The organism is Paenibacillus sepulcri, from assembly GCF_042647105.1.
Lineage (GTDB): Bacteria > Bacillota > Bacilli > Paenibacillales > Paenibacillaceae > Paenibacillus_Z > Paenibacillus_Z sepulcri.
The window spans coordinates 2316278-2340400 of sequence record NZ_JBHRUP010000001.1 but is presented as its reverse complement, the minus strand read 5'-3'; the positions used below and the strand labels follow the sequence as shown (position 1 = coordinate 2340400).

Genomic DNA, 24123 nt, shown 5'->3' with positions numbered 1-24123 from the left:
GAAATTCTCCTCTCCGTTACCATAGACTGCTGTCCGATATGCGTCTGGCGACAAAGTTCACCGTTAGCAGCAGGATAAGATTGATGACCGAGTTAAACAAATCAACAGCTGCGGAGAAGCTGAAGTTCGCCCCGATCAGTCCGATTTTGTACACATAAGTGGAGATGACCTCAGAGGTGCCGGTATTCAGCGGGTTCTGCATCAAATAAATCTTCTCGAAACCGACATTCATGATCTGCCCGACATTGAGAATAAGCAGGATGATGGCGGCAGGCATGATGCCTGGCAGATCGATATGAATTACCCTCTGGAACCGGGAAGCTCCGTCGACCTTGGCTGCTTCGTATAATTCCGAATTGACGCCGGCAAGCGCGGCAAGATAAATGACTGCTCCGTAGCCGATGCCCTGCCAGACATTGGACCAGACGAAGATGCTGCTGAAATACTTGGGCACACCCATGAAATTAATCGATTCGATTCCCAGCAGCTGCACGATGGAATCAATAAATCCGAGCCGCGGTGACAGGAAGAGGATAATCATCGAGACCATGACGACGGTAGAAATAAAGTAGGGGGCGAACGTTACCATCTGCACCGTTTTCTTGAATCTCGCATTTCGAATCTCATTCAAGGCGAGCGCCAGAATGATCGGCGCCGGAAATCCGATGACAAGCGAGTACAAGCTGATGACCAGCGTATTCTTGATGAGCAGCCAAAAATTCGGCGAGTTGAAGAAATCGGAGAAATTTTGGAGTCCCACCCAGTCGCTCCCCGAAAATCCCTTGACCGGACTAAAGTCGCGAAAAGCAATCTGCGCGCCGTACATCGGAATATATTTGAATATAACGATGTACGCCAGCGGCAGAAGCACCAGCAGATACAGCTGCCAATGCCGCTTGACCTTTCTTGATGAGTTTTTCCATAGAAGCCGTCTGCCGCTTCCCGATGAGTCCAATTTTTTTGCTTCCAGCGCTCCTGTTGACTGCATGTTAGTAACCTCACTCCTTTTCCATAGTGATCGGTGACGGATTGGTGTTAACGATAAGGGAGCTGTTCCGGCATGGTCAACGGCCAGTATTCAACGAACGGACGAAATTCTGCAACCGCTTACTAATCGTGAACAAAGGCGGGCGCGCGATTTTCTGCCGGCGCGCATAATTCCGCAGTCTCGCACAGGGAACCCACGATATATACGAGAGTCAAGCTCGCCAGCTGCAACTGCCTCAGCTCAGCCCGCACGAGATCTATGCAGGACAAAAAATCCCGATTTCGGTTGAAGCCGGAAGCCGGGATTGAACGAACTTTTTTTAAAAATATGCTCTATAATTAACATATATTTCCAATTTCAAGAAGCTGCTGCACCGCCAAAGGAGGGGGTGGCCCTATCTTCCTATTGGCCGTTCTTGTACTTGCTATAGGCATTTTGGTAAATCGTCAAATACCGCTCAAGCTTGAGTCCGGTAAACCCGTCACAGTAGGCATCCCATTCCTGGTCCAGATCCTTCGTGCCGGTTATAAACTGCACCATGTTGGATTCAATATAATCGTTGATTTGCACCCGCAGGCGAACCGCCTCGAATGCATCTTCCGGCTGCACATAAATATTGGCCGGAAAAACTTCATCCGGCTCTTTGCCGAAATAGTTTTTTGCCGTTTCCGCGTACAGGCGGTGCTCGTAGCCTTCCTTGGAGTACAGATCCCCGGGCACCGCCCACGATTCGCGAAGATCCCTGTTGCGGTACAGGATGCCCATCTGGCTCCAGCCGTCATTTTGGGTCAAATGCTCCCAGTATTCAGGGTTTAACCTGAATCTGGCGGGTCTTCCATGCTCGTCGACCTCTCCCGGCAGACCCTTCCGCCACCACACTCTCTCCGGCCCGAATTCATTGAGAATGGCCGCCTCTTCGGAATACAAATAGTCTGCCAGCCGGATGGCCGCTGCCGCCTGTGTCTCGGTTGCTTTGTCCGTAATCGCAAACTGGCCGTTATCCCCCATATTGAAATACCCGGCCGCCTGGTAACCGTCCGGACCGATTAACGGAGGAATGGTGTCATACTCCTGGTTTCTTGCATTATCGAGTCCGCTGAATGCCATCCGGATATGACCCAATGTGGCGCTGCCGAGTATGTTATCGCCTTGGTGGCTTGCCAGCTGGATTATCCCGTCAAGAGTCTGGGTGAAGGAGGACGGATCCACCAGCCCTTCCCTGTAGAGCCGGTGAATATAGGCAAGACCGTCCTTCCACTCCGGCTGCACTGCAGCCATCCCCACTTTGCCGTCTTTCACATAAAAATAATTGTCATCCGTGTTATAGATAAACGCGCTCATCAGAAATCCGGTTATTTTGGCATGATAGGAGCCGATTGCTCCGGATAAGGGGACTTCATCCTGCTTGCCGTTGCCGTTTGGATCCTGCGTTTTAAAGGCTTTGAGCATCCGGTAAAACTCTTCCGTTGTTTGGGGAGGCTTCAGATTCAGCTTTTGCAGCCAGGTCGAATTCACCCAGAGCTTCTGGGCATACCAGCAATGAAAGCATTCGTTGATCGAAGCAAGGGAGTAAATATGTCCATCGGGGGCCGTGACCGCTTTGCGGTGCTCAGGATGCTCGGCGAATATCCGCTTGATATTGCTTCCGTAACGGTCGATTAAGTCATCCAGCGGCCTTAAGACGCCTGACATGCCGTATTTGATTTGTTCATCCGGCGTGAAATCGCCGCCCAGCATGACAGCCGGATAGTCCCCGCTGGCAAGAAGCATTTGTCCTCTTTCTTTTTTGGCGGAGGCGCCGGCGGTAACAAATTCAAATTTGATATTCAATTTCTCTTCCAGGTATTTTGTAAAGGTGTTGGTGTTGAGATCCTCGACTTCCACGGGCGGTGCCGCATATACGGGAAGCAGGATCTGGTTGTCCGCTATGGGGAACTGGTCTGCCGGCCGTATCTCGGTATCGGATTCTTCTTTGCTGTCTACAGCGGGGCTTGACCGGTACGTGGACCCGGCAGCCCAGATAAGCGCACAGCCAATCAGGAGCATAACGGCAATCCCTGTCATTTTCGATTTCAATGATGGTCCCCCTCCTTGAATTAGACTCTATACCTTGACCGGGCTGCTCAACCGGTTTGTTCATTCGTGTTGCGCTTGCGGTAATCGACGGGCGAGATGCCCTCGACTCTCCGGAACGCCCTCCTGAAGGTGGCCGCATTAGCGTAACCGACGCGCTCTCCAACGTTCTGGATGGAACCGGATTGTTCCAGCAGCCATCGTTTGGCGTGCCGTATTCTGACATCGGCCAGGAAATCGAGAAAATTTTCCCCGAACTCCTCTTTGAACAGCTGGCTCAAATATTTGGCGTTAATGGAGAACCGGTCACTCAAAAAATCAAGCGACAGCTCCGGATTGGTATAATGCTCTTCGATGTATTTCCTTACCTGTCTCATCAGATGATGGTATTGACGCCCTCCGCGAAGCGCAGCCAGTCGTTCCGCGAATTCCTCCAGAATCCGGTACAGGGTCTGCTGAAGCTCATCAAGCGTATCAAAGTCCCCGATTATTTGCCTTGCGGGCAGCAGGGAGGAGTTTGTCCAAATCTCATAATGATCGTTGGAAACGGAAGAGATTTGAAGATCCATATGGGCAATAAAGTAGCGGCCAAGCTCAATGATCTCGTTCTTGGACAAGCGGCATGTCCGGATTCCGTCGAACCAGTGCCGGAAGCTGTCGCGCCAACCCTCCTCATTGCAACGGAAGGTCTGAACCAGACTGTGAATCGCTTTAAGATGCTTATTGCTTTTCTTTATCGTGGCATTTTGCGCTTCCTGGTGGAGGATGATCCGGTTACTGCCCAAAACGGCTTTGAATTTCAATGCTTCCAAGGCTTCCTTGTACGCTTCTGCGGTATCCTCCAGCGACTCGGCCTGTTCACCCATTCCAAGCGTAACGGTAAATTTAAGATTTTTATGGACCCATGCGACAATGCTCTGACAAATATCCTCCATTCCGGTATTCGGTTCATGGAGGAAGACAATGCCGGTCAACTGCAACGAGGAGGTCCATTCCAGCCATATGCTGGAGGCATGTGGGCTGAACATTTCATGCGTCACGCTGCTGAGCACAAATTTGAACAGGGACTGATCGCGGGCTTGAAACCGAAAGAAGGATTGCTCCGGGTTGTCAATCTCGATAATCAGCACATTCAGCGGCTCGTGGGACGGCAGCGGCAGATTGTCCCGATGCGCATTCCCTGCATACTGACCCGTGATCAGCTCTGTAAAGAAGGTTTTCTTCCTATGCAGCGCCGCTTGTTCGAATTCCTTCCTGAAAGCCTTCGATTGCTCGGAGAAATTGTCAATCGCCGATTCAATGAAAGCAAATTCGTTAGCGGCCACCCTTCCAAGTGAATGCTTCTCCTGAAAGAGGTCGTCGTTGATACGCAAGACAAGCTCTTCGAGCGGCTTATAGTTCTGCCTGGAGACATAGATGATGCACAGGATACCGGCAATAAAAACAATAAAGCTCAGTACCAGCCAAACGCTTGAGAAGCTGGAAACCGTATTGAGCAGCTTGTCGTTGGTTACCCCGCTTTCCGCCTTCCAGCCGGTATATTCCGAGGATATATCGGCGAGTACCTTCCTGGTTCCCGCGGAATCGTCCTGTATAAAGAGCGGTCCGCCGTTCAGACCGTACAGGTTTACGAAAGCCGTTTGCGAATCGTACATATCCATTATCATTTCCTGGAGGGAAGAGAGGCTGACGTTGATGACGAACAGTCCTTGCGAGCCGAGACTCAGGGGAACCTGATGAACGAGACTTACGACTTCTTTACTTTTCTGAAAACCAAACTCGCGATAGGTCCTGACATCGGTCCATGGGGACGCTGTCCCGCTGCTCTGCATATCCCGTATAAAAGCAGCGTCTTCAAATTCATCCAGGTCTCTGATCACATTCCCGTTATAGACCAGCCCATCGCTGTATCTTACCAGGTAAAAGGAATCGATGAGCGGCACTTCCTGTTTCAATGCCGTCAGTTTTTTGACCACCTCGTAATTCAGAAAAACATTGCTGTCATCCTTCTCGTCAAAAAAATCGGCAATCAGCTTGTTGTTCATTATTTCTCTGATCATCATATAATCGACCGACTTCAGGGACACGTCGACGGATTGCAGCAGCTGCCGGATGAATACCTTGCTTGATTCTCTTGTATTTTTGTTGTTTTGCTCGACCAGCGTTTGAAAAAACAGGAAGAAAACAAAGGAGAAAATAATGAAAAATATCGGCAGGTAGGACCAGATCATTTTGTGCAGCCACGTTTTATTCATCGGAACCACCCTTCACAGGATTAGAAAACCAAATGAATTGTAAGCGCATTCAAATCCAGGGGCCATGGAGTGGATAAATCAGGATTTACAGTAAGATCATAGTGGTTATCATCCAAAAAGAATATACACAAAACTATCTTGTTTTTGTACAAAGCTAAGCTGTTCCGCGGACCTGCGCCTCTTTTTTTCAATCATGCGGCCGGAAGGAAGAAAATAATTCATGTCGAATTTTAGTATAGAAATAGGATATTGTGTTCTATTATGGCAGCAATTTTTGAAAGTGCTTACATTTGATTTGAATCTCATCGGCTAAGGAGAATGTTTGATGTCAAGAGGCAATTATTTCCGCAAAAGCCTGATTTATGCTTTAATCATGACCAGCGTGCCCATGGCTATTATTGGAATTTGCAGTTATTTTATTGGAGTCAATCAAGTGGAAAAGGAGGTTTACCAGAAAAACCACTACCAGCTTGACCAGGTGTTCAAGCGGTTTGACGAATTGTTCTCTCAATTTGAGCTGACGGTGGACAAGGGTGCGGCCAATTCGATATTCGATGAAAAGCTCAGAAATACAAATTTTATCGATGAATTTCGGGTCATGCAGGATATTTACAGTTTGCTGGCGGTCACCCAAAGCTCTGACGATATGATTTTGCGGATTGATCTGTATCTGGAAAACCAGCAGCTGCTGGTTTCCAATGACAGGGGGGCGATCAAGCTCAAAGATGAGCCGAACAAGGCTGTATACGACATGATATTGAAATCAGAGGATCTGATGTACTGGAGCGATACGGAAACCTATTCTCCAAACGGCGGCGAATTGTTTCCCCTGGTCTTGGTCCATAAGCTTCCCTTTGTCAGTACAAGGCCTTATGGAGCGCTGTTGGTTTATTTGGACAAGAGCCTGCTCGATAAAGAAATAACGCAGATGAATCCGTATGAGAACGGAATTTCTTTCATCATCAAGCCCAATGGTGATTGGATAACATCCGGTAAAGAAACAGAAACAGACCCGGACAAGCAAGATCTGAAGGATTACATAAGAGGCAAAGTGATCAAGGAAGACAGGAACGCCGATTCCTTCACCGTGAAGTGGGAGGGGGCGGAATATTCGGTTGCCAATGCGACTCTTTCCCGTACAGGCTGGCGTTATGTGATTGCTACGCCGCTGTCCCAGTTAATGGAACCGATCACCCTGACGTCAAAGTTTATGCTTGGCGCGAGTTTGCTGGGCGTTGTGATTGCGGCCTTGCTGTCCTGGTTTGCTTCGCAGCGCATGTACAGGCCCATCAAGCGGCTGGTTCAAATGTTCGGCGGGAGTATCGGCAGCAAGCTGCAGGAGGAGGACAGGTCGGATGAAATCAAGTATATAGAGAACAAATGGCTCCATATTACCCGGGAAAGCCGGTTATTCCAATCTCTGCTGGAAGAGAACCGGTACAGTATGAAGAAAGGCTTTTTGCTGCAGCTGATTCAGGGCCAGCTTTATTTCTTTTCTGAAAATGAGCTGCGGAGGCGGATGGAGGAGCATGGCTGGAATACGGAAAACAAGAGATTTGCTCTCCTGCTCATCCAATTATCCCCGTTTTCCGAATTAAGCAAAAGATTCGTGGAAGGGGACGAGCAGCTCGTCACCTTCGCTGCAGCCAATATTATGGAGGAGCTCTCCGGCGATAAGGAGAATATGGAGGCCGTCAATCTCCATAACTTAACCGTAGCGCAGCTCATCTGGTTTGGGGAGGATAAGCCCAAGGAACAAATCAAGAGTGAATTGTTCAGATTTTCGAATGAAGTGATCACCATAATTACCAAATTATTGGGTGTCCATGTGGCCGTAGGGGTAAGCAGGACGATTCATGAGCTCAAGGATCTGCCGACAGCGCTCGAGGAGGTCAAGCAATGCCTGCATTTTCGAAATATCGGGGAGCACGGGCAAATCCTCAGCACAGATGATTTGATTCCCTATGTGAAGGATAATCCGGATTATCCGTTTCAGATCGAAAAGGAATTCATTCACGCGCTTCAAATGAGAGCCGGGGAAGAAACCCTTCAGAAATGGAACGAGTTTATTCTGGTATTAAGGCAAAATGCGGGAAAGGCGTTTCAAATTCAACAATATATGGCTCAGCTGCTGGGCAGTGTGTTACGGGCGATGATGCAGCTTGGGGTAGTGTATTCCAGCGCCAGCCAAGGCATAAATCTCTACGAGCAGCTGTTCAGGCTCAAGGAAATCGATGAAATCAACAAGTGGTTCGTAAATAAAGTCATCCATCCCTTTCTCATCGCATTGTCCGAGAAGCAGGGCATCGAAATGAAGCAGACGATCCGCAAGGCCAAGGATATTATCGATCAGGAATATATGAAGGATATTTCCCTGGAGTATCTATCCGATCGCATCGGAATTCTGCCCAAACGGCTGAGCGCCATCTTTGTGCAGGTGACCAATCAGAATTTCATTGACTATGTCACCGGGATCCGTTTGGATAAAACGAAGCAGCTTTTAAGAAATACGGATTTGAAGGTTACCGAGATTGCTGCCAGAGTGGGCTACCAGCCTTCCTATCTAAATAAAATATTTAAAAAATCAGAAGGGATTACGCCAGGGGAATATCGGGAATCTGTTTTGAGGCTGTAATGCTTGGGCATTCAGCCCTTTTTTTATGCCTGTATGGACTTGAAAACGGGCAAATGGGAAAAAGTACAATCCCGGTTAATGGAATTGGGAAAAAGTCGGATTGTGAGAAATGGGGCCATCGGGTACATTCAGAGCATGAATTCACTTGAGCAGAGGAAAGGTGGGTGGGGAATGCCAAACGCGTTAACGGAATTGAACAAGAGAGCCGGACAGGCACCAAACAAAAGCAAATTTCAGCCGGTGATGAAGGACATCCTGAGAGACAAATATTTATACATTTTGGCTCTGCCGGGAATTCTCTATTTTCTTATTTTCAAGTATGTGCCCATGGGCGGGATTTTGATTGCGTTCCAGGATTACTCCCCTTATCAAGGCTTCTTGCACAGCAAATGGGTAGGGTTTGAGAATTTTGAACGTTTCTTCCTGGGCAGCGAATTCTGGAATCTGTTTCGGAATACGATGATGATCAGCCTGCTCAATCTCGTTTTCTTCTTCCCGGTCCCGATTATTGTGTCTCTTCTATTAAATGAGGTCCGAAGCAGAAAATTTAAATCGACGATTCAAAGTGTTGTCTATCTACCCCACTTTTTCTCATGGGTAATTATCGCGGGGATGACCTTCTTACTGTTTTCCCGTACCGGCGGAATCGTCAATAACGTAGTCGCCATGATGGGCTTTGAGAAAATCGACTTCCTGACGAATCCCAATTATTTTTGGATTATGCTTACGCTTCAATCCATATGGAAGGAAGCCGGATGGGGAACCGTTATCTTTCTGGCGGCCATTGCCGGCACGGACCCGGCTCTTTACGAAGCGGCTAAAATGGACGGCGCCAACCGGCTGCGCCAAATGTGGCATGTAACCCTGCCGGCTATCAAAAATGTTGTCATTACCTTATTGATTCTGCGGCTGGGGCAGGTGATGGATGTCGGCTTCGAGCAGGTTTATCTGATGACCAGCAGCGCGGTTTCCAGTGTATCGGATGTATTTGAAACCTACGTGTTCCGCATGGGGGTCAAGAACGGCCAATTCAGCTTTACAACAGCCGTTGGGCTGTTCAAATCGGTTGTGGCGCTCATTCTGGTCATCACGACCAACTGGCTGGCCAAGAAATTCGGCGAAGACGGCTTATATTGAGGAGGCGGGATTGTGACAAGAACGTTCCGGGGATTCTCATTTGATCTCGTGGTCACGCTAATACTTGTTTTTGCGGGAGTCATTACCATTATCCCCTTTCTATATATCATTGTGGTCTCCTTTGCAACGCCATCGGAGTACATTCAAAAAGCGGGCGTGTTCGTCTTTCCGTCCGAATGGACACTGGTCAATTACAAGTATCTGCTGTCCACAGGCACATTCATCAAGGCAGCGGGGAACAGCGCCTTTCTCGCCATTGTCGGAACGCTGCTGAGCCTTGCGGTTACCTCAAGCTTCGCTTATTCCTTATCCCGAAGACGGCTCCGGGGGAGAAAGGTGCTGCTGCTGCTTGTCTTGATCTCGATTTTGTTTAATCCCGGCATTATTCCGCCGTACCTGGTTGTAAAAAGCCTCGGGCTGATCAACAGCATCTGGTCCTTGATCATTCCCGCCTTAACCAGCGGCTGGTATATCTTTCTGATGAAGAGTTTCTATGACAGTATTCCTGCCAGCCTGGAGGAAGCGGCAAGCATCGACGGCTGCAACGATATGGGGATCTGGGTGAAAATCATTCTCCCGCTGTCGCTGCCTTCACTGGCGGCGTTCGGGCTGTTTTATGCGGTAAGCTATTGGAATGTGTTTTTTCACGCGATTTTGTACATCAATGACTTCGACAAGTGGCCGCTGCAGGTGCTGCTGCAAAATATGCTGATCGATTCCTCGACCAGCGGCGGCGATCTTGCCGGACAAATCGCATCCGAACAGGAAATGCCCAAGGAAACCTTGAAGATGGCAGCCGTCGTCGTTGCCACAGTACCCATTATCCTGGTATATCCATTCCTGCAGAAGCATTTCGCCAAAGGCGTGATGGTCGGCTCTGTCAAGGAATGATATATAAACAACGATTGAAAAGGAGGGCGCAGCGTTGATATTCAAAAGAAAATCGGCCATGAGGACGATACCGTTCATGCTTGCATCTGTATTATTGTTAATTACAGCGGCTTGCGGTTCCAATCCGGGATCAACAGGCGGAAGCACAGGCGACCAGAAAGAGGAGCCTACAGAAATCAGCATTATGACCACATTCTTCTCGCAGGAGCCTCCGGACGAAGACAATGTAATTGTGAAGGAGATCGAGAAGCGCACCAACACGAAGCTTAAAATCACCTGGGTATCGCCGAATAACTACGCTGACAAGCTGAACGTAACCTTGGCCTCAGGCGATCTGCCGGATATGATTCTTGCGGATTATCCGCAGCGGTATCCGCTCGTTAAAAGCATGTCGCAGCAGGGGGCTTTCTGGGATTTGACGGATATGTACAAGAGTTATCCCAATCTCGCCAAATTTCCTGAGCTTACCTGGAAGAATCTCGCATTCGGCGATGGCCGAAACTACGGCATTCCGCGTGTAAGACCCGTATACGGCCAGACCGGCTTGAATATCCGCAAGGATTGGCTGGATAAGCTGGGACTCAAGGAGCCGGCTACGACCGATGAGCTGTACGAAGTCATGAAAGCATTTGCAACCAAGGATCCTGACGGCAATGGGAAAGACGATACTTACGGTTTTCTGGGTTATACGGACCCGACCGGCGTAGGGAAATTCAATGTCATCGAGACGGCTTTTACGAATACCGTCGGAGATTGGAAGCTGGAGGACGGGAAGTTGACCCCTACCATTTTCCTGCCTGCACAAAAAGAAGCGCTGCAGTATTTGAATAAGCTGTACGCAGAGAAGCTGATCCCGGAGGACTTTAGCATCTTGAAGCAGACACAGACACTCGATATGATGAAGGCAGGCAAAGGAGGCGTGGATGCCGTTCCTATGGATCAGGCCTGGGAATCGACGGCTGAGCTCAGGAAGCAAACCCCTGAAGCTTATGTGATGCCGCTTGTATCCCTGAACGGAACAACGGTTACCGACCCGGGCTCTTTCGGCATGTTCATGATTCCCAAAAAGGTGTCTGAGGCGAAGGTGAAGAAAATCATGGAGTTCATGGACTTCGGCGCATCGGATGAAGGCTCCGATTTGGCGAATTACGGCTTCAAGGATGTCCATTTTACCGAGCAGGACGGCTTCAAAGTCCCAACGGAGCAAGCCAAGACAGACAACGTCTCCCAGCAGGCGATGGGACAGATTTTCCTGAAATTCGACAAATACCAGAAAGCCTTCAAGGCCGGCATTCCCAAAGAGGATTACGACCGCCACGCCAAAATCATCGATGAACGGACGAAGTATGCGGTTCTCGATCCTTCCATCGGCGTTGATTCCGATACCTGGATCAAATATTGGCCCGAGTACCAGAAGAAAATCATTGATATGAAGGTCAAAATGATCGTCGGCAAGGAAACCCCGGAGAGCTACGACAAGTTTGTCGAGCAGTTAAAGGCGGACGCCAATTTTAATCAGATCATTCAGGAAATGAACGAATCCTACAAGAAGAAAAACGGCTAGAGGATTTGGATTGACCCATCCTTATTACATTGGAGTGAAACGGCATGAAATTATCCTTCACCACTTTAGGATGCCCTGACTGGCCCCTGGACAAAATTATTGCCAAGGCCGTCGAATACGGCTTTGATGCGATTGACTTTAGAGGGTTAACGGGCGAAATGGATATCTATAAGCTTCCGGAATTTTCGGAGAAGGTCCACCAGACCTTGAGCCAAATCACCGAGGCCGGGCTTCGCGTATCCTGCTTCTCCAGCTCTGTGCATTTATTCCCGGATGAGAACTTTGAGAAGAATATGCAGGAGATTACCGAATTCTCGAAGCTTTGCAGCCTTTTCGGCACACGGTATATTCGTGTCTTCGGCGGCAAGATCAGCGGTGCCGACCGGGATACCGCAGTTCAGAAGGTCGTAGGGCATGTAAGCGCTATGGCGGCTGTCGCCAGGGAGCATGGTGTCAAAATTCTGATAGAGACGCATGATGACTGGATCTCCTGCATGGATATGAGGAAGGTCATGGAGCAGGTGGATCAGAAGGCTGTGGGCGTGCTGTGGGATGTGCACCATCCGTACCGGATGGTAGGGGAACAGCCTGAGGATAGCTGGAACGCCTTGGGCAAATGGATCGACTATACGCATGTCAAAGACTCGCGTACGGCAGAAGGCAGCCCGGACGGCTTCCAGTATTGTTTAACCGGAGAAGGGGATATTCCGCTGAAAGAGATCTATAAGTTGTTGGTCCGGGAAGGCTACCAGGGCTATTTCACCTTGGAGTGGGAGAAAAAATGGCATCCGGAATTGGAAAATCCGGAAATCGCTTTTCCGCAATATGTTCAATACATGCGTAAATTAGCATCGGAGGTGACCGTATGAGCAGAGTCCGAGTAGCCATAATCGGCCAGGGACGCAGCGGCCGGGATATACATGCCCATTCTTTAAGCCAATTAAAGGATAAATTCGAAATTGTTGCGGTATCCGATACGTTGGAGGAACGGCTGGAGAGAGCCAGGCGTGAGCTGAATGTCGACGTGTACAGCGATTATCGCGATCTGTTTAAGAGAACCGATCTTGATTTGATCATCAATGCTTCCCCCAGCAACTACCATTTCTCCATCTCCAAGGAGATTTTGGAGCACGGGTTCAACGTGCTCTGCGAGAAGCCGCTGGCCCGGACGGCAGCCGAGGTGGACATTTTGATCGAGACTGCCGGGCGAACGGGGAAATTGCTTACGGTATATCAGCAGTCGCGGTATGCGCCGGCTTTTAATAGAATCGAGGAAATTATCGCTTCCGGGAGCATCGGCAGAGTGGTTCAGGTCAGCATCGCCTATAATAATTTCGCCAGAAGATGGGATTGGCAGACCTTGCGGGCCAATAACGGCGGCAATCTCCTGAATACCGGGCCGCATCCGGTGGATCAGGCTCTCCAGTTCTTTGGCGGCGAGTCCATGCCGAATATTACTTCCATCATGGACCGCGCGAACACGGCTGGAGATGCCGAAGACTTCGTGAAGCTGATTTTGCATGGCCAGGGTCATCCCGTCATTGATGTGGAGATTTCCTCCTGCTGCGCCTATCCGAGCTTTACCTATAACGTGCAGGGAACCAGAGGCGGCATCAAAGGAAGCACCAGCCATCTGGATTGGAAATATTTCAAGCAGGAGGAGGCCGGAGAGCTGACTCTGGTGGAGACGCCATTGGTCAATGACAAAAACGAGCCAGCCTACTGCCGCGAGCAGCTGAACTGGTATGAAGAAAGCTGGGATATTCCCGAGGAGCAGAAAAAGGATCTGTTCCATACCATGGCTCAAAGCTTCTACAGCATGCTCTATGATACGATCATTCACGGAAAAGCGCTGGAGGTGACGCCGCAGCAGGTGCGCCGGCAAATTGCCGTTATGGAAGAGTGCCATCGTCAAAACCCGTAAACGAATACATCCGCCGTAAAACCTCATAAAGTTAACAAAAGAAAGACTATTGAATGGATCAATAGTCTTTCTCTTTGGAATCTGAAGGCAGCCGGGGACGCCCCCTGCTGCTTAATTATTAGTTTGGCAGCCATTCCTTGCAGGTATCTGCCCGTGATTGCAGCTCATTAAACATCAGGCCGGCATGATAGCCGTCGCATACGGCGTGGTGCAGCTGCACCGATAAGGGCAGAAGTATTTTTTCATCTTGCTTAAAATATTTTCCCATTGTAAAGATGGGCAGGAAATAGGTCCCTTCGGTATAGACGTTCAGGTTAAAGCCTGTGAAGCTGACCCAAGGAATGCTGGAAACAGGGAAGGTGTTTGGCGGCTCGTTCGTTTTAGCGGCAAACTGCTTAACACTTCCGTACTTTTCCATATCATCCAGATAGCGGCGGTAAAACTCTTTATAATCTTCGCAGTAGGGGGTCCAGACGGATGAAAAAGTCTTATCATCATCATGGAAAATGGTAAAGCTGGGAGACATGCTGTCCCAGTAACCTAACCTGTTCCGGGAATCAAGACATGTGCGAAATTCACGGTGACGGTTTACCACTGTAGTTATCATATGAATTAAAGCCGGGTACAGCTTAATCCCCTTTTTCTTGGTGGCTTCCAACGGCCGGGTAATATCAATGTTGGCCGTCATGCTGTAGGTACATCTGACATTGTTTACATAATGATCAAAATAGGGTTTTCTACTCCAAGTATCAAGGTCGATCGGATTGAAAATCATTTTTATAACCTCCTAAAATTTTTATATTTTTCTTTTAGGAGGTTTACTTGACTGCTTTAACCATATCCTTATCACATTCCCGGTATATTTTTTTGCTGCTGCTTTTAGACGCTGTTACTCTTTCACTATATGAAAGAGTATATCATCATGATAGCTCCAGTATAACAAAAGTTTCAGCTCACAGCTGCCGTTACACCCGAAGGACCTTTACCATCAACCGTTTTATTGCACCGATAAACCGGGGTTTTCTCCAGGGAGGCGAAACAAAGACCGTATACATTCCCAGCCGATTTCCTCCCCATAAATCAGTAATAATGCCGTCGCCAATGACGGCTGTCTCATTTTTGCGGGTCCCGAGTATATCCAAAGCAGCCATAAATGCTTTTCTCTTCGGTTTACCCGCCTCGAACAAAGCCGGAATCTCATTAACCAGATCGCTGTCCTGCACAGGAGGCTTACTGTTCGAGACGATAATTATTTTGATCCCATATTGAGACTTAAAGTCTTTTAGCCACTTTTTTATCGAATCCGATGCAAATACAGAATTCTTCGGAACTAATGTATTGTTCCAGTTAATGATTATTCCTTTAATTCCTGCCTGATGCAGCGCGTCTCCGTCAATATCATAAAGGGACCGCACAATTTGGGAAGGCTTGAAAACTGGCATAAAAAAACCTCCGTTTCATTTTAATGACAAACTCCCGGATCGTATTTAGTCTTTCTGGGCAACTTCTCCATTTTGGTTCAGATTCGTATAGACTCTCACGTTCTCGTTATCATCGACAGTCGCCAAGATCACATCGCGGATTTTCAAATCCGCAGGCGCTATCTTTTTTTCAAGCCATGCAGGGTCTTTTCCGATCTCTTTAAGCACCGGCATATCGATTTTTCCTTCAAAGATTATCGGCCTGATGATGGTAAATGGCGGGGTTTCAATTTTCATATCAGCAGGTGTAAGCGGTTGGTATTGGGTTTTCATAAAAACGGATATTGTTCCTCCCGGTTCCCAAACCGCAAGGGATACTTTTTGTATATCATCCACTTTTTCTTTTCGAAGCTCGGAAAATAAATAATCAACCGAGATTCTTGCAATAGACAGGCTGTGAAACTGGATTTGACCATTGGCAATAAGCGTGATCGGCGGCGGATCGAGATACCGCTTTAATAATGGCCACTTCAAGCTCAGCCAGGTCGCTGCAACATATAGAACGATCAGAACGATCGTTGTGATAACGGACCCTTTTAATCCCAGGTTCTCATCCGAAAGCGGATGGGCAATAATATTGCCGAGCACAAGAGCGATAATGAAATCGAGGAACCTTAATTGAGAAATGGAACGCTGCCCCATCACTTTGGCTGCAAGCAGCAAGAAAACAAAGCTGACTATGCTTCTTAATACCCATTCCACGGTTGTCAATGATTCTTGACTTTTGAAAAAATCCATTATTCACATCTCTTCTTACCCTGCTTTCAATCTTCAATGTACGTACTAGGGTATATGATCTAGCGCTTTTTAGCTTGCGTACTCATGTAATTTTTATACATTTTATTTCAAAAACCAGACCGGATCAATGTTGATTATAAGAATATGAGAGTAGTGTTCCGCACCGTTCAAGCAGCGTAATGAGTGGACCGAAAGCTTCTACTTATTCCTTCCTGATATTGCTAGGATAGGTTCAGGGAGGGTCTGCTTATGCATAAGGAAACTGAGCCGCTGGGGATTGATAGAGCGAGCAGTGCGGACTGCGGAACGATTGTCTATTCGCCAGGAGGACAATACGGGCCGCGTTACCAGAATGATATTCAGCTTGTGCTCCTGCATACAGGTCATATGAATGTCACGATTGACACAGCAGAGCATTCGGTATCACCGGGCCATGTGATTCTGCTGAAGCCGGGCCATCGTGAGTTTTTTGAGTTCGCCAGTACCCAGGAGACCTGGCACCGCTGGATCGCCGTTCATATACCGGATCTGTCGGAGCGGGAAGAGGAGGAGCTGGATCAGCTTCCGTTTTGCAGGCCGATTTCCGCAGAGCTGAATAAACTGACGGATCTCATGCTGGATTTTAAAGAAGGCGTTACAGCGGAAAGCGGGCAGATGAGGCATATCGGTATCGCCGCCCTGCATCTGTTCGCGCACGAGCATACGCGGGAACGCCGGCTGCATAATGTGCACCCATCCGTCGTATTGGCGAAAAGCATGATTCATGAGCGATATGCCGAGGATTGGACGTTGAACGGACTGGCCGCGCATGTCAATGTGACGCCGGAGCATCTGATCAGGCTGTTCCGCATCCACGAGAATACAACGCCGATTAAATATCTTTGGCATTACCGGGTCCGGCAGGCGATTGAAATGCTGGCTCATACAGGGTTTACGATCGGGGAAATTTCGTTGCGCTGCGGCTTCAAGACGGCCATCCACTTCTCCAGATGCCTGAAGCAGAGGACGGGGATGTCCCCATCCGAAATCAGAAAGGAAGCCTGGCAGGACCAATGAGCGAACAGCCTGCCGGTCACCGGAGTTTAACCAGCCTGACAGGCAAAAAAGGAGATATCAATTGCAGTTCATAAACTGTCAATTGGTGGTATTGTTGCCCTTTTCAGAAGGTGTTACCATCTTGTCTAAGACATCGCGGCAGCGCTTACAATCGTGATATCTCAATTGACAAGGGGGTAATAAAAATGAAAAGAGCAATGAGCTTCCTATTTGTCTTATCTCTTCTAATTTCCTTGATTGGATGCAGTGGAAGCAGTGGTTCCGGTGGTGCCGGCAGTGGAAATACGGGGGATTCCCAAGGAAGGAAGACGATAACCTTATGGACCTTCGCGGACACCCATAAACAATATTATGACGAAATGAAAGCGAAATACGAGAAGGAGCATCCCGATATCACGATCAAAATCGAGCTGCTCGAAGCAGCCGCTCTCTATGACAAATACACCGTCATCGCACAGTCCGGCGGCAAGGGGTCCCCGGATTTGATCGACGTCGAGCAGGGCTCATTTCCCCGCTATATCAAGGGCGAGATTCCATTCGAGCCGCTTAACAGCTATCTCGATTCTGCCGGGCTCTCGGATGCGATTCCAAAAGGACGACTCGATCTCTACACGGTGGACAGCAAGGTTTACGGCATCGAGATCGCGGCCTGCGTGTCGGCGCTCTATTATCGCAAAGACCTCTATGACGCAGCAGGCATCGATGTTGCCAAGCTCCAGACATGGGACGCATTCATGGAAGCCTCCAAGCCTCTGACAGGAGACAACAAATATATTCTAAGCGGCACCGAGAAAGACGAAGGCCTGTTCGAGCAGCTGCTGCGGCAGGAGGGCGGCGATGTCGTGACCAAGGATGCGAAGATCGGAATCAATACGCCGGAAGGTATCGAGGTTCTGAAGCGGATCAAGGATTGGAAGGATCAGGGTCTTCTCAGCAAAACGAGTCCGGAAGGGCCACAGCTCTGGCAGGGCTACACCAATGGGCAGTTCATCGCTGCCTCCGGTCCCGACTGGTGGGCGGGACAGCTTGTCCAGAATTCGCCGGATCTGGCCGGGAAATGGGCAGCGGTTCCGATGCCGCTGGGCGGACCGGATTCAGTTCCAACGACGGTATCCGGAGGCACCGGGCTCGCCCTGACGAAGTTCAGCCCAAACAAGAACGAAGCCTGGGACTTCCTGCGCTACACGCATCTGGATACCGATAATATCGTCCACAGCTTCCAGATCATCAATTTGTTTCCGGCACTGACCAGCGCAGCCCAATCGCCGGAGCTGCACAAGGAAAGCGCGATTACGAACTATTTCGGCAGGCAGGATATGGCAGCCTTGTATGCGGATCTCAGCAAGCAGGCGCCAAGCCAGAACCAGGCGTGGTGGCGGTCGCTGATCGGCAAGGCATGGGATAAATTCGAGCCCGATTATCAGAAAGGGAAGATGACGCCAGAGGAGTTTCTGTCCAAGGTCGAGGAGGAGCTGCAAAGCCTGATGGATGCGGAAGAGGCCAGAGAAAAGTAGAGGTGGCGATCCCGTATGCTTTGTTCATCTTTGGTTCGTTTTATTTAGTAATCGTTAGGAGGATGACCGATGGTTTCGAATGCCATAAGCCGCTGGAGGCTGGCTCCGCTGCTCTTTATAAGCCCTTTTTTCATTGCTTATGCCATTTTCGGCCTATATCCGATTTTGTACGGGTTATGGCTGAGCTTTCAGAAAGGAACAGACGGTTATGAATTCGCCGGCTTCTCCAACTACATGTTCGTACTGAAGGACGGCTTCTTCTGGAAGTCGATGTGGAATGGCACGAAGCTTGCGCTGGGCAGCTTGTTCATTATTCTGCCAGTTGCCCTCGGAGTAGCCTTGATGCTGGGCAGGCCTTATATTGCCAAGCGGAAGGGGTTCTTCGCAACCTTCTTCTTCACGCCGAATATCACGTCTGCGGTGGCCGTCGGAATCATCTTTAAATTGCTGCTGGAGCGCGACAGCGGAGTGCTTAACAAGCTGCTCGGCGTATTCGGCGCTGATCCGGTCGGCTGGCTGAAGGATCCGGCCTGGACGATACCGGCGCTCATCATTTTGTGTACATGGAAGTTTCTTGGCGTCAATATATTGTTCTTCCTTGCCGGACTGCAGAACGTGCCATACGAGTTAATCGAAGCGGCCAAGATCGACGGGGCAAGGCCGTCTCAGCGCCTGTGGCATGTAACGCTGCCGCTGCTTCGGCCCATCATGACCTTTATTGTTTTCCAGTGCCTGCTTGGTTCTTACGGGATGTTCAGCGAAGCGTTCATCTTAGCGGGAAGCGGCTTCGGACCGGAGAATTCGCTTGTTTTCCCGACCACATACCTGTACGACCAGGCTTTCCGCCGTCTGGATTTCACCTACTCGGCTGCGCTTGGCTATGTGTTTACACTGCTGATGATTGTGGTCGGCTTCCTGCAGCTGAAAATGTTCAATGTCAATAAGCAGGGGGACTAAGGAGATGATGATGCAAAAATCGACTATCGAAGCCGCCCATCGGTTCCCGGCCGTTAAAGCTTCCGCGAATCCCTGGAGCGGTCTTGGCCGTATTCTGACCTATGCTGCGCTGATTGTGTTGAGCCTGCTGTTCCTCACGCCCTTCCTGTTCATGATCGGGACGTCATTTAAACCCTATGCGGACATTGTGGGGGATCCGCTCAACCCCATTCCCTTTCACCTGACCTTTAGCAATTTCAGTCATTTGTTCGAGAAGCTGCCGTTTTTCACCCAGCTCGCCAACAGCCTGATTATCGCGGTTTCCCTGACGCTGCTGGCCATTGTATTCAACTCGCTTGTCGCTTACGGATTTGCCCGCTTTGATTTCAAATACAAGCACGGACTGTTCATCGCGATGCTGACAACCATGATGATTCCGGGCCAAATCTCGCTCGTCCCTTCTTTTATCATGTTCCGGGCGTTCCGCTGGCTGGATACCTTCTGGCCTCTCATTCTTCCGGGAGCCGTAGGCGCATTCGGGATTTTCCTGATCCGTCAGGTGATGGTAACTATCCCCAAGGAAATCTTCGACAGCGCCAGGATTGACGGCTGCTCGGAGCTTGGCACCTTCATCCGCATCGCCTTTCCGCTCAGCGCCAGCGCCATCGGGATCGTTGCTCTTCTTACCTTCATGAATGCCTGGAATGATTATTTAGGCCCTTTGATTTATTTGACCTCAGGCTCGAAGATGACGCTGGCCGTCGGGCTTACGACGATGAATAACCCCTATGAGATCGATTATGCGTCTCCGATTACAGGTGCGCTGCTCATGTCGCTCCCCGTGCTCGTGCTGCTGAGCATTGTCGGCCACAAGTACTTTGTCGATGGTCTGACGGCAGGCTCCATAAAAGGATGAATGCCGCCCGCTCAAAGGTGAATAGTCATGATAAAAGCCGTAAAGAAATAAGCCGTTATTCCACTTCTACAGGTGGTCTGACGGTTTTTTTCATGTGCAAGCTCAAGAGTATATGGGAGTTTCAGGAAAGGTTGTACGTTGATATGAAAAGTTCGAATAAATAGTTCATTGGTAAAGTATGTTTATAAGACCTCCGGTAAGGACGTACATAAGGCAGATTCCAGGAGGCGGCTATCAGCACTCAAGAACAGGGAGGAACAAAGCATGCCAATCAGTCAAAGGAAATTGTATCTCGTTGTAACCGTTTTTTTGTGCGTATTTTTGTTGTTTGGTTGTTCCAGCAAGCCGGGCGACGGTGATGGAGCCAAGAAAACCATAACGATTACCTACAGGGATGACGGAACGGGCGAGAAAGGCACGCTTTATAAATGGATTACAGATGTGGCAGCCCGTTATCCCGATAAGAATGTGGAAATCAAGCCGGCGCCTATACAAGCGTCCGAGGGCGATTATTTTGCCAAGGTCGCATTGGCGCTGAAATCCAAGGATACCGCACCGGATATTGTAACGGAAGACACCTTTATTCTGAATTCGGATGCAAGCGCAGGGTATCTTGAACCGTTGGATGACAAGCTGAAGGATTGGGAGGATTGGACCAACGGCTCTTTTATCGAGGCAATGAAAAAAGGGGTCACGGCAAGTGACGGAAAAGTATATGGGGTACCTTACAATACGGATTCCAGAGGACTGTGGTACAACAAGGAGATTTTCAAGCAGGCGGGTCTTCCGGAGGATTGGCAGCCGAAGTCATGGGACGATGTCCTGAACGCGGCGAGAACGATCAAGCAGCAAGCGGGAGAGGATATTGTCCCGATTTGGATGAACCTCGGCAAAGCCACGGGAGAAGCGACTTCCATGCAGACCTATGAGATGCTGCTCTACGGGACAGGAGAGAGACTGTATGACGATGCGAGCGGAAAATGGATCGCCAGGAGCCAGGGAATTCTGGATGCATTGAAGTTTATTGAGACCGTGAACAAGGAGAAGCTCGGACCGCCGCTCTCCAAGGTGTTGAACGGTCAAGCGGGCAATACATCCTCACGCGAATATTTGCCGCAAGGCAAGCTTGCCATCTCACTTGACGGTTCCTGGATCACGGGCAATTATTTTGATACCGGAGCTTCCCCTTGGCCGGAATATAAGGATGTGCTCGGCTTCGCGCCGATGCCGACCAGCAAAGGCCAGGAGCCGGGATCGATAACGCTGGCAGGCGGCTGGGCGCTGTCGATTCCAAGCAATTCACAGAACAAGGATGAAGCATGGAACTTTATCAAATTTGCGCTTAACAAAGAGAACACGCAGAAGCTTGTTATCGCATCAGGCAATATTACGGTCCGGGCCGATGTTGCGAAGGATCCCGAATATACCAAGATGCCGTTTAATGAGCTTGCGACGGAATATTTGCAAAACGCTGAATTCAGACCGGCGCAGGACAAATATCCTGAAGTGTCCACACAAATTCAAACCATGGTTGAATCCGTAACGACGGGTACATCTCCTGAAGATGCGCTCAATAAATACACGCAGGATGTAACCCGAATTGTCGGCGAGGATCATGTGATGGAGAAATAAACAAGGAATAACGGCAAAAAAGCTTGCTCAAGCAGCTCCTGGTCGGGCTGACGCGCGGAGCGCTTGGGCATGCGTTTTTTTTCTGATATTCGGCGTGCGGGAGGAGAACGGCGCATGAGCAGCCTGACGGTTGATGTTCCCTACAAGAAAAGAAAAACCTATACCTGGTTGTATTTCCTGCTTCCTTCGATCGCGATAATGCTGGTTTTTTTTATCTATCCCATTGTCCTGACCTTTTTTTATTCCTTCACCAATCTGGCTTTGACCGGTGAATCGGCCAAGGAACTGAAATTCATCGGGCTGGACAACTATATTCATATGTTTGAAGACCCGACGGTCAAGATCAGCATATGGAATACGTTGATCTTCCTGTTCGGTTCGGCCGTCATCGGCCAGCAGGTGCTCGGTTTTCTCATTGCGATGCTGATGAAGCATAAAAAAAAGAGTTTTCGGCGTGTCATTGGAACGATTGTGCTGGCAGGCTGGGTAACCCCGGAAATCGTATGCGCTTTATGTCTGTACAGCTTCTTCGGGGATGAGGGCACACTCAACGCTATCCTCGGTTTCCTGGGAATTACAGAAGTCGCCTGGCTGTATACCGTCCCCATGCTCACGATCATCCTTGCGAATATATGGCATGGCACCGCCTTCTCCATGCTGGTGTTTCAAGCGGCGCTGGACGATGTGCCGAGTGAGATCGAGGAAGCGGCTGTTGTGGACGGGGCATCCAAATGGCAGATTTTAACCCGGATTACGATTCCGTACATTAAAGATACCATTACCACGAATGCGATGCTTGTTACCCTTCAGACGCTGGGGGTTTTTGGACTGATTTATGCGATGACGGGCGGAGGACCGGGAAATTCCACCACGACACTGCCGATCTTCATGTATAATCAGGCCTTTGTCAATTATCAGCTGGGATATGGAACGGCAATATCCATGCTGCTGTTGGTCATTGGCGTTGTGCTCAGCTTGTTCTATATTCGCTCGATGAAGGAGTAAATGACAAGGGGACTTCCTATGAATGCAAAACAACGTAAGCGCATCTACCGGATTATGCCGTATGCAATTCTTACCTTGATTGGAATCTGCTTCATCCTGCCTCTTCTGTGGGTTCTGGTAGCGTCGGTCGATTCCAATGCGATGCAATCGCTCAAGCTGCCCAATCGTATTACCGGGGTCAATTATGCCGATGTCATCACCAGCCCTGAAAATCAGCGCGCCTACATCATCGGGCTGATCATGTCAGGCGGTCAAGCCGTTCTCGTCGTGCTGCTGGCCCTGCTTGCCGCCTATCCGTTGTCGCGGTATCAAATGAAATATAAGAAGCCCTTCATGCTGACCATTCTATTTATGACTTCTTTGCCGATTACAGCCGTGATGGTCCCGGTCTATCAATTGTTCCTGAGCATCAAATTATACGATAATATTTTTGGGGTTATCTTGTTTTATGTGGCATCCTCCATGCCCTATGGAATCTGGATGCTGAAAAACTTCATGGATTCGGTGCCAAGCGATCTGGAAGAAGCGGCATGGGTCGACGGGGCGTCCATCTTTGCCGGTATCCGGAAAGTAGTCGCACCCTTGATGGTTCCGGGCATCTGCACCGTAGCGATATTTACATTCTCGGGGAGCTGGGGCAATTTTTTTGTCCCTTATATTCTCCTGCAGACGCCTGAGAATTTCCCGGCGTCCTTGAAGCTGTATCAATTTTTCGGGCAATATGGAATGGTCGATTACGGAAGATTGGCGGCATTCTCCATGCTCTACGCTACTCCATCCGTTATCTTGTATATCCTCTCGCAGCGGTTTATGTCCAAAGGCTTCGGACTTCAGGGCGGGACAAAGGGGTAAGCGCCCTCCCACAGAGTGAGCGATGAGAACGGAGATACGGCGGGGATGGACGACCTTCCATCAGGCCGTCCAGGGCGTGCAGCAATCGCTGCACGCCCATATTGTGCTTTCGGCAGCCGCGATCAGAGTTTCTCTTCTATAGAAGAGCGGCTCTGATCGCGGCTTCTTTTTGTCTTCATCTAAAGAAGGAGCATTCCTTATGCTGGCATGTACAACAATAATTTGGCATCCGAGAGAATATCTGCTCTCTATGCGGAGCATATTACCGTTATCACGACCTGGAAAGAAGAGACATGGGGTTTAGTTACAGATGCCTAAGGAGGTTCTTTTCATGCTTGACGTATATATGATTTTGCTGCTGGTCTGCATGTTTCTCATATTCACAGGCTTTATGAACTGGTGTGACCGGGTAGTCGAAGATACGGGAGGAGATCCATCATGATCGTCGTGTGGATTTTTACGGCTTTTATTTTTCTCTATCTGATCTATGCTCTGATTCATCCGGAGAAATTTTAAAAGGAGGAAG

General features: G+C 49.2%; 20 protein-coding genes. 14 read left to right on the top strand and 6 right to left on the bottom strand.

The window, feature by feature from the left end:
* Positions 1 to 16 precede the first annotated feature (16 nt).
* The 3 genes from ACFOLF_RS10315 to ACFOLF_RS10305 form a co-directional block, all read right to left on the bottom strand.
* A complete protein-coding gene (locus ACFOLF_RS10315) occupies positions 17 to 988 on the bottom strand; it encodes an ABC transporter permease (protein WP_210038319.1) in 972 nt (323 codons plus the stop codon).
* A 402-nt stretch (positions 989 to 1390) separates the two neighbouring features.
* Entirely contained in the window at positions 1391 to 3064 is a 1674-nt protein-coding gene (locus ACFOLF_RS10310) for an extracellular solute-binding protein (protein WP_210038320.1), read from the bottom strand.
* A 47-nt stretch (positions 3065 to 3111) separates the two neighbouring features.
* Positions 3112 to 5316 carry a helix-turn-helix domain-containing protein gene (locus ACFOLF_RS10305; RefSeq protein WP_210038321.1) on the bottom strand — a complete coding sequence of 735 codons (2205 nt, stop codon included), beginning with the start codon at positions 5314 to 5316 and terminating at the stop codon, positions 3112 to 3114.
* 325 nt (positions 5317 to 5641) lie between these two features.
* On the opposite strand from ACFOLF_RS10305, the gene ACFOLF_RS10300 reads away from it, so the two are divergent.
* The 6 genes from ACFOLF_RS10300 to ACFOLF_RS10275 all read left to right on the top strand — a co-directional run bounded on the left by ACFOLF_RS10300 (position 5642) and on the right by ACFOLF_RS10275 (position 13467).
* Positions 5642 to 7951, top strand: coding sequence for an AraC family transcriptional regulator (locus tag ACFOLF_RS10300; protein WP_210038322.1), 2310 nt, complete (start codon positions 5642 to 5644; stop codon positions 7949 to 7951).
* A gap of 171 nt (positions 7952 to 8122) precedes the next feature.
* Positions 8123 to 9088: an ABC transporter permease gene (locus ACFOLF_RS10295; RefSeq protein WP_210038323.1), complete on the top strand. Its 966-nt coding sequence runs from the start codon at positions 8123 to 8125 to the stop codon at positions 9086 to 9088.
* Positions 9089 to 9100: 12 nt separating this feature from the next.
* Positions 9101 to 9979, top strand: a complete 879-nt coding sequence (locus ACFOLF_RS10290; protein WP_210038324.1) for a carbohydrate ABC transporter permease — start codon at positions 9101 to 9103, stop codon at positions 9977 to 9979.
* 34 nt (positions 9980 to 10013) lie between these two features.
* Entirely contained in the window at positions 10014 to 11543 is a 1530-nt protein-coding gene (locus tag ACFOLF_RS10285) for an extracellular solute-binding protein (RefSeq protein ID WP_379113940.1), read from the top strand.
* A 44-nt stretch (positions 11544 to 11587) separates the two neighbouring features.
* Positions 11588 to 12412: a sugar phosphate isomerase/epimerase family protein gene (locus ACFOLF_RS10280; protein ID WP_210038325.1), complete on the top strand. Its 825-nt coding sequence runs from the start codon at positions 11588 to 11590 to the stop codon at positions 12410 to 12412.
* Positions 12409 to 13467 carry a Gfo/Idh/MocA family protein gene (locus tag ACFOLF_RS10275; RefSeq protein ID WP_210038326.1) on the top strand — a complete coding sequence of 353 codons (1059 nt, stop codon included), beginning with the start codon at positions 12409 to 12411 and terminating at the stop codon, positions 13465 to 13467. Before ACFOLF_RS10280 ends, ACFOLF_RS10275 begins: the two co-directional genes overlap by 4 nt.
* A 118-nt stretch (positions 13468 to 13585) precedes the next feature.
* Here ACFOLF_RS10275 and catA read toward each other — a convergent pair whose 3' ends face one another.
* The 3 genes from catA to ACFOLF_RS10260 form a co-directional block, all read right to left on the bottom strand.
* Positions 13586 to 14242, bottom strand: coding sequence for a type A chloramphenicol O-acetyltransferase (gene catA / locus ACFOLF_RS10270; RefSeq protein WP_210038327.1), 657 nt, complete (start codon positions 14240 to 14242; stop codon positions 13586 to 13588).
* Positions 14243 to 14432: 190 nt separating this feature from the next.
* Complete coding sequence (locus ACFOLF_RS10265; RefSeq protein WP_210038328.1) at positions 14433 to 14909, bottom strand: YqeG family HAD IIIA-type phosphatase; 477 nt, start codon at positions 14907 to 14909, stop codon at positions 14433 to 14435.
* A gap of 45 nt (positions 14910 to 14954) precedes the next feature.
* Positions 14955 to 15686, bottom strand: coding sequence for a DUF421 domain-containing protein (locus tag ACFOLF_RS10260; RefSeq protein WP_210038329.1), 732 nt, complete (start codon positions 15684 to 15686; stop codon positions 14955 to 14957).
* 249 nt (positions 15687 to 15935) lie between these two features.
* Between ACFOLF_RS10260 and ACFOLF_RS10255 the strand changes: the two genes are divergently transcribed.
* From ACFOLF_RS10255 to ACFOLF_RS10220, 8 genes are all read left to right on the top strand, one after another.
* The gene (locus tag ACFOLF_RS10255) at positions 15936 to 16742 is read left to right on the top strand and encodes a helix-turn-helix transcriptional regulator (RefSeq protein WP_210038330.1); all 807 of its coding nucleotides are present in this window, start codon (positions 15936 to 15938) and stop codon (positions 16740 to 16742) included.
* Positions 16743 to 16927: 185 nt separating this feature from the next.
* Positions 16928 to 18256 (top strand): ABC transporter substrate-binding protein, encoded by a 1329-nt coding sequence (locus ACFOLF_RS10250; RefSeq protein ID WP_210038331.1) that lies wholly within the window; start codon positions 16928 to 16930, stop codon positions 18254 to 18256.
* Between the two features lie 69 nt (positions 18257 to 18325).
* Positions 18326 to 19213, top strand: a complete 888-nt coding sequence (locus ACFOLF_RS10245; RefSeq protein WP_210038332.1) for a carbohydrate ABC transporter permease — start codon at positions 18326 to 18328, stop codon at positions 19211 to 19213.
* Between the two features lie 4 nt (positions 19214 to 19217).
* On the top strand, positions 19218 to 20108 hold the full coding sequence (locus ACFOLF_RS10240) for a carbohydrate ABC transporter permease (protein ID WP_210038333.1): 891 nt from the start codon (positions 19218 to 19220) through the stop codon (positions 20106 to 20108).
* Between the two features lie 264 nt (positions 20109 to 20372).
* The gene (locus ACFOLF_RS10235) at positions 20373 to 21740 is read left to right on the top strand and encodes an ABC transporter substrate-binding protein (protein WP_210038334.1); all 1368 of its coding nucleotides are present in this window, start codon (positions 20373 to 20375) and stop codon (positions 21738 to 21740) included.
* Positions 21741 to 21854: 114 nt separating this feature from the next.
* Positions 21855 to 22745 (top strand): carbohydrate ABC transporter permease, encoded by an 891-nt coding sequence (locus ACFOLF_RS10230; RefSeq protein WP_210038335.1) that lies wholly within the window; start codon positions 21855 to 21857, stop codon positions 22743 to 22745.
* A gap of 18 nt (positions 22746 to 22763) precedes the next feature.
* Positions 22764 to 23597, top strand: a complete 834-nt coding sequence (locus tag ACFOLF_RS10225) for a carbohydrate ABC transporter permease (RefSeq protein WP_210038336.1) — start codon at positions 22764 to 22766, stop codon at positions 23595 to 23597.
* A 438-nt stretch (positions 23598 to 24035) separates the two neighbouring features.
* Positions 24036 to 24113 (top strand): potassium-transporting ATPase subunit F, encoded by a 78-nt coding sequence (locus tag ACFOLF_RS10220; protein ID WP_210038550.1) that lies wholly within the window; start codon positions 24036 to 24038, stop codon positions 24111 to 24113.
* The last annotated feature ends 10 nt before the right edge of the window (positions 24114 to 24123 follow it).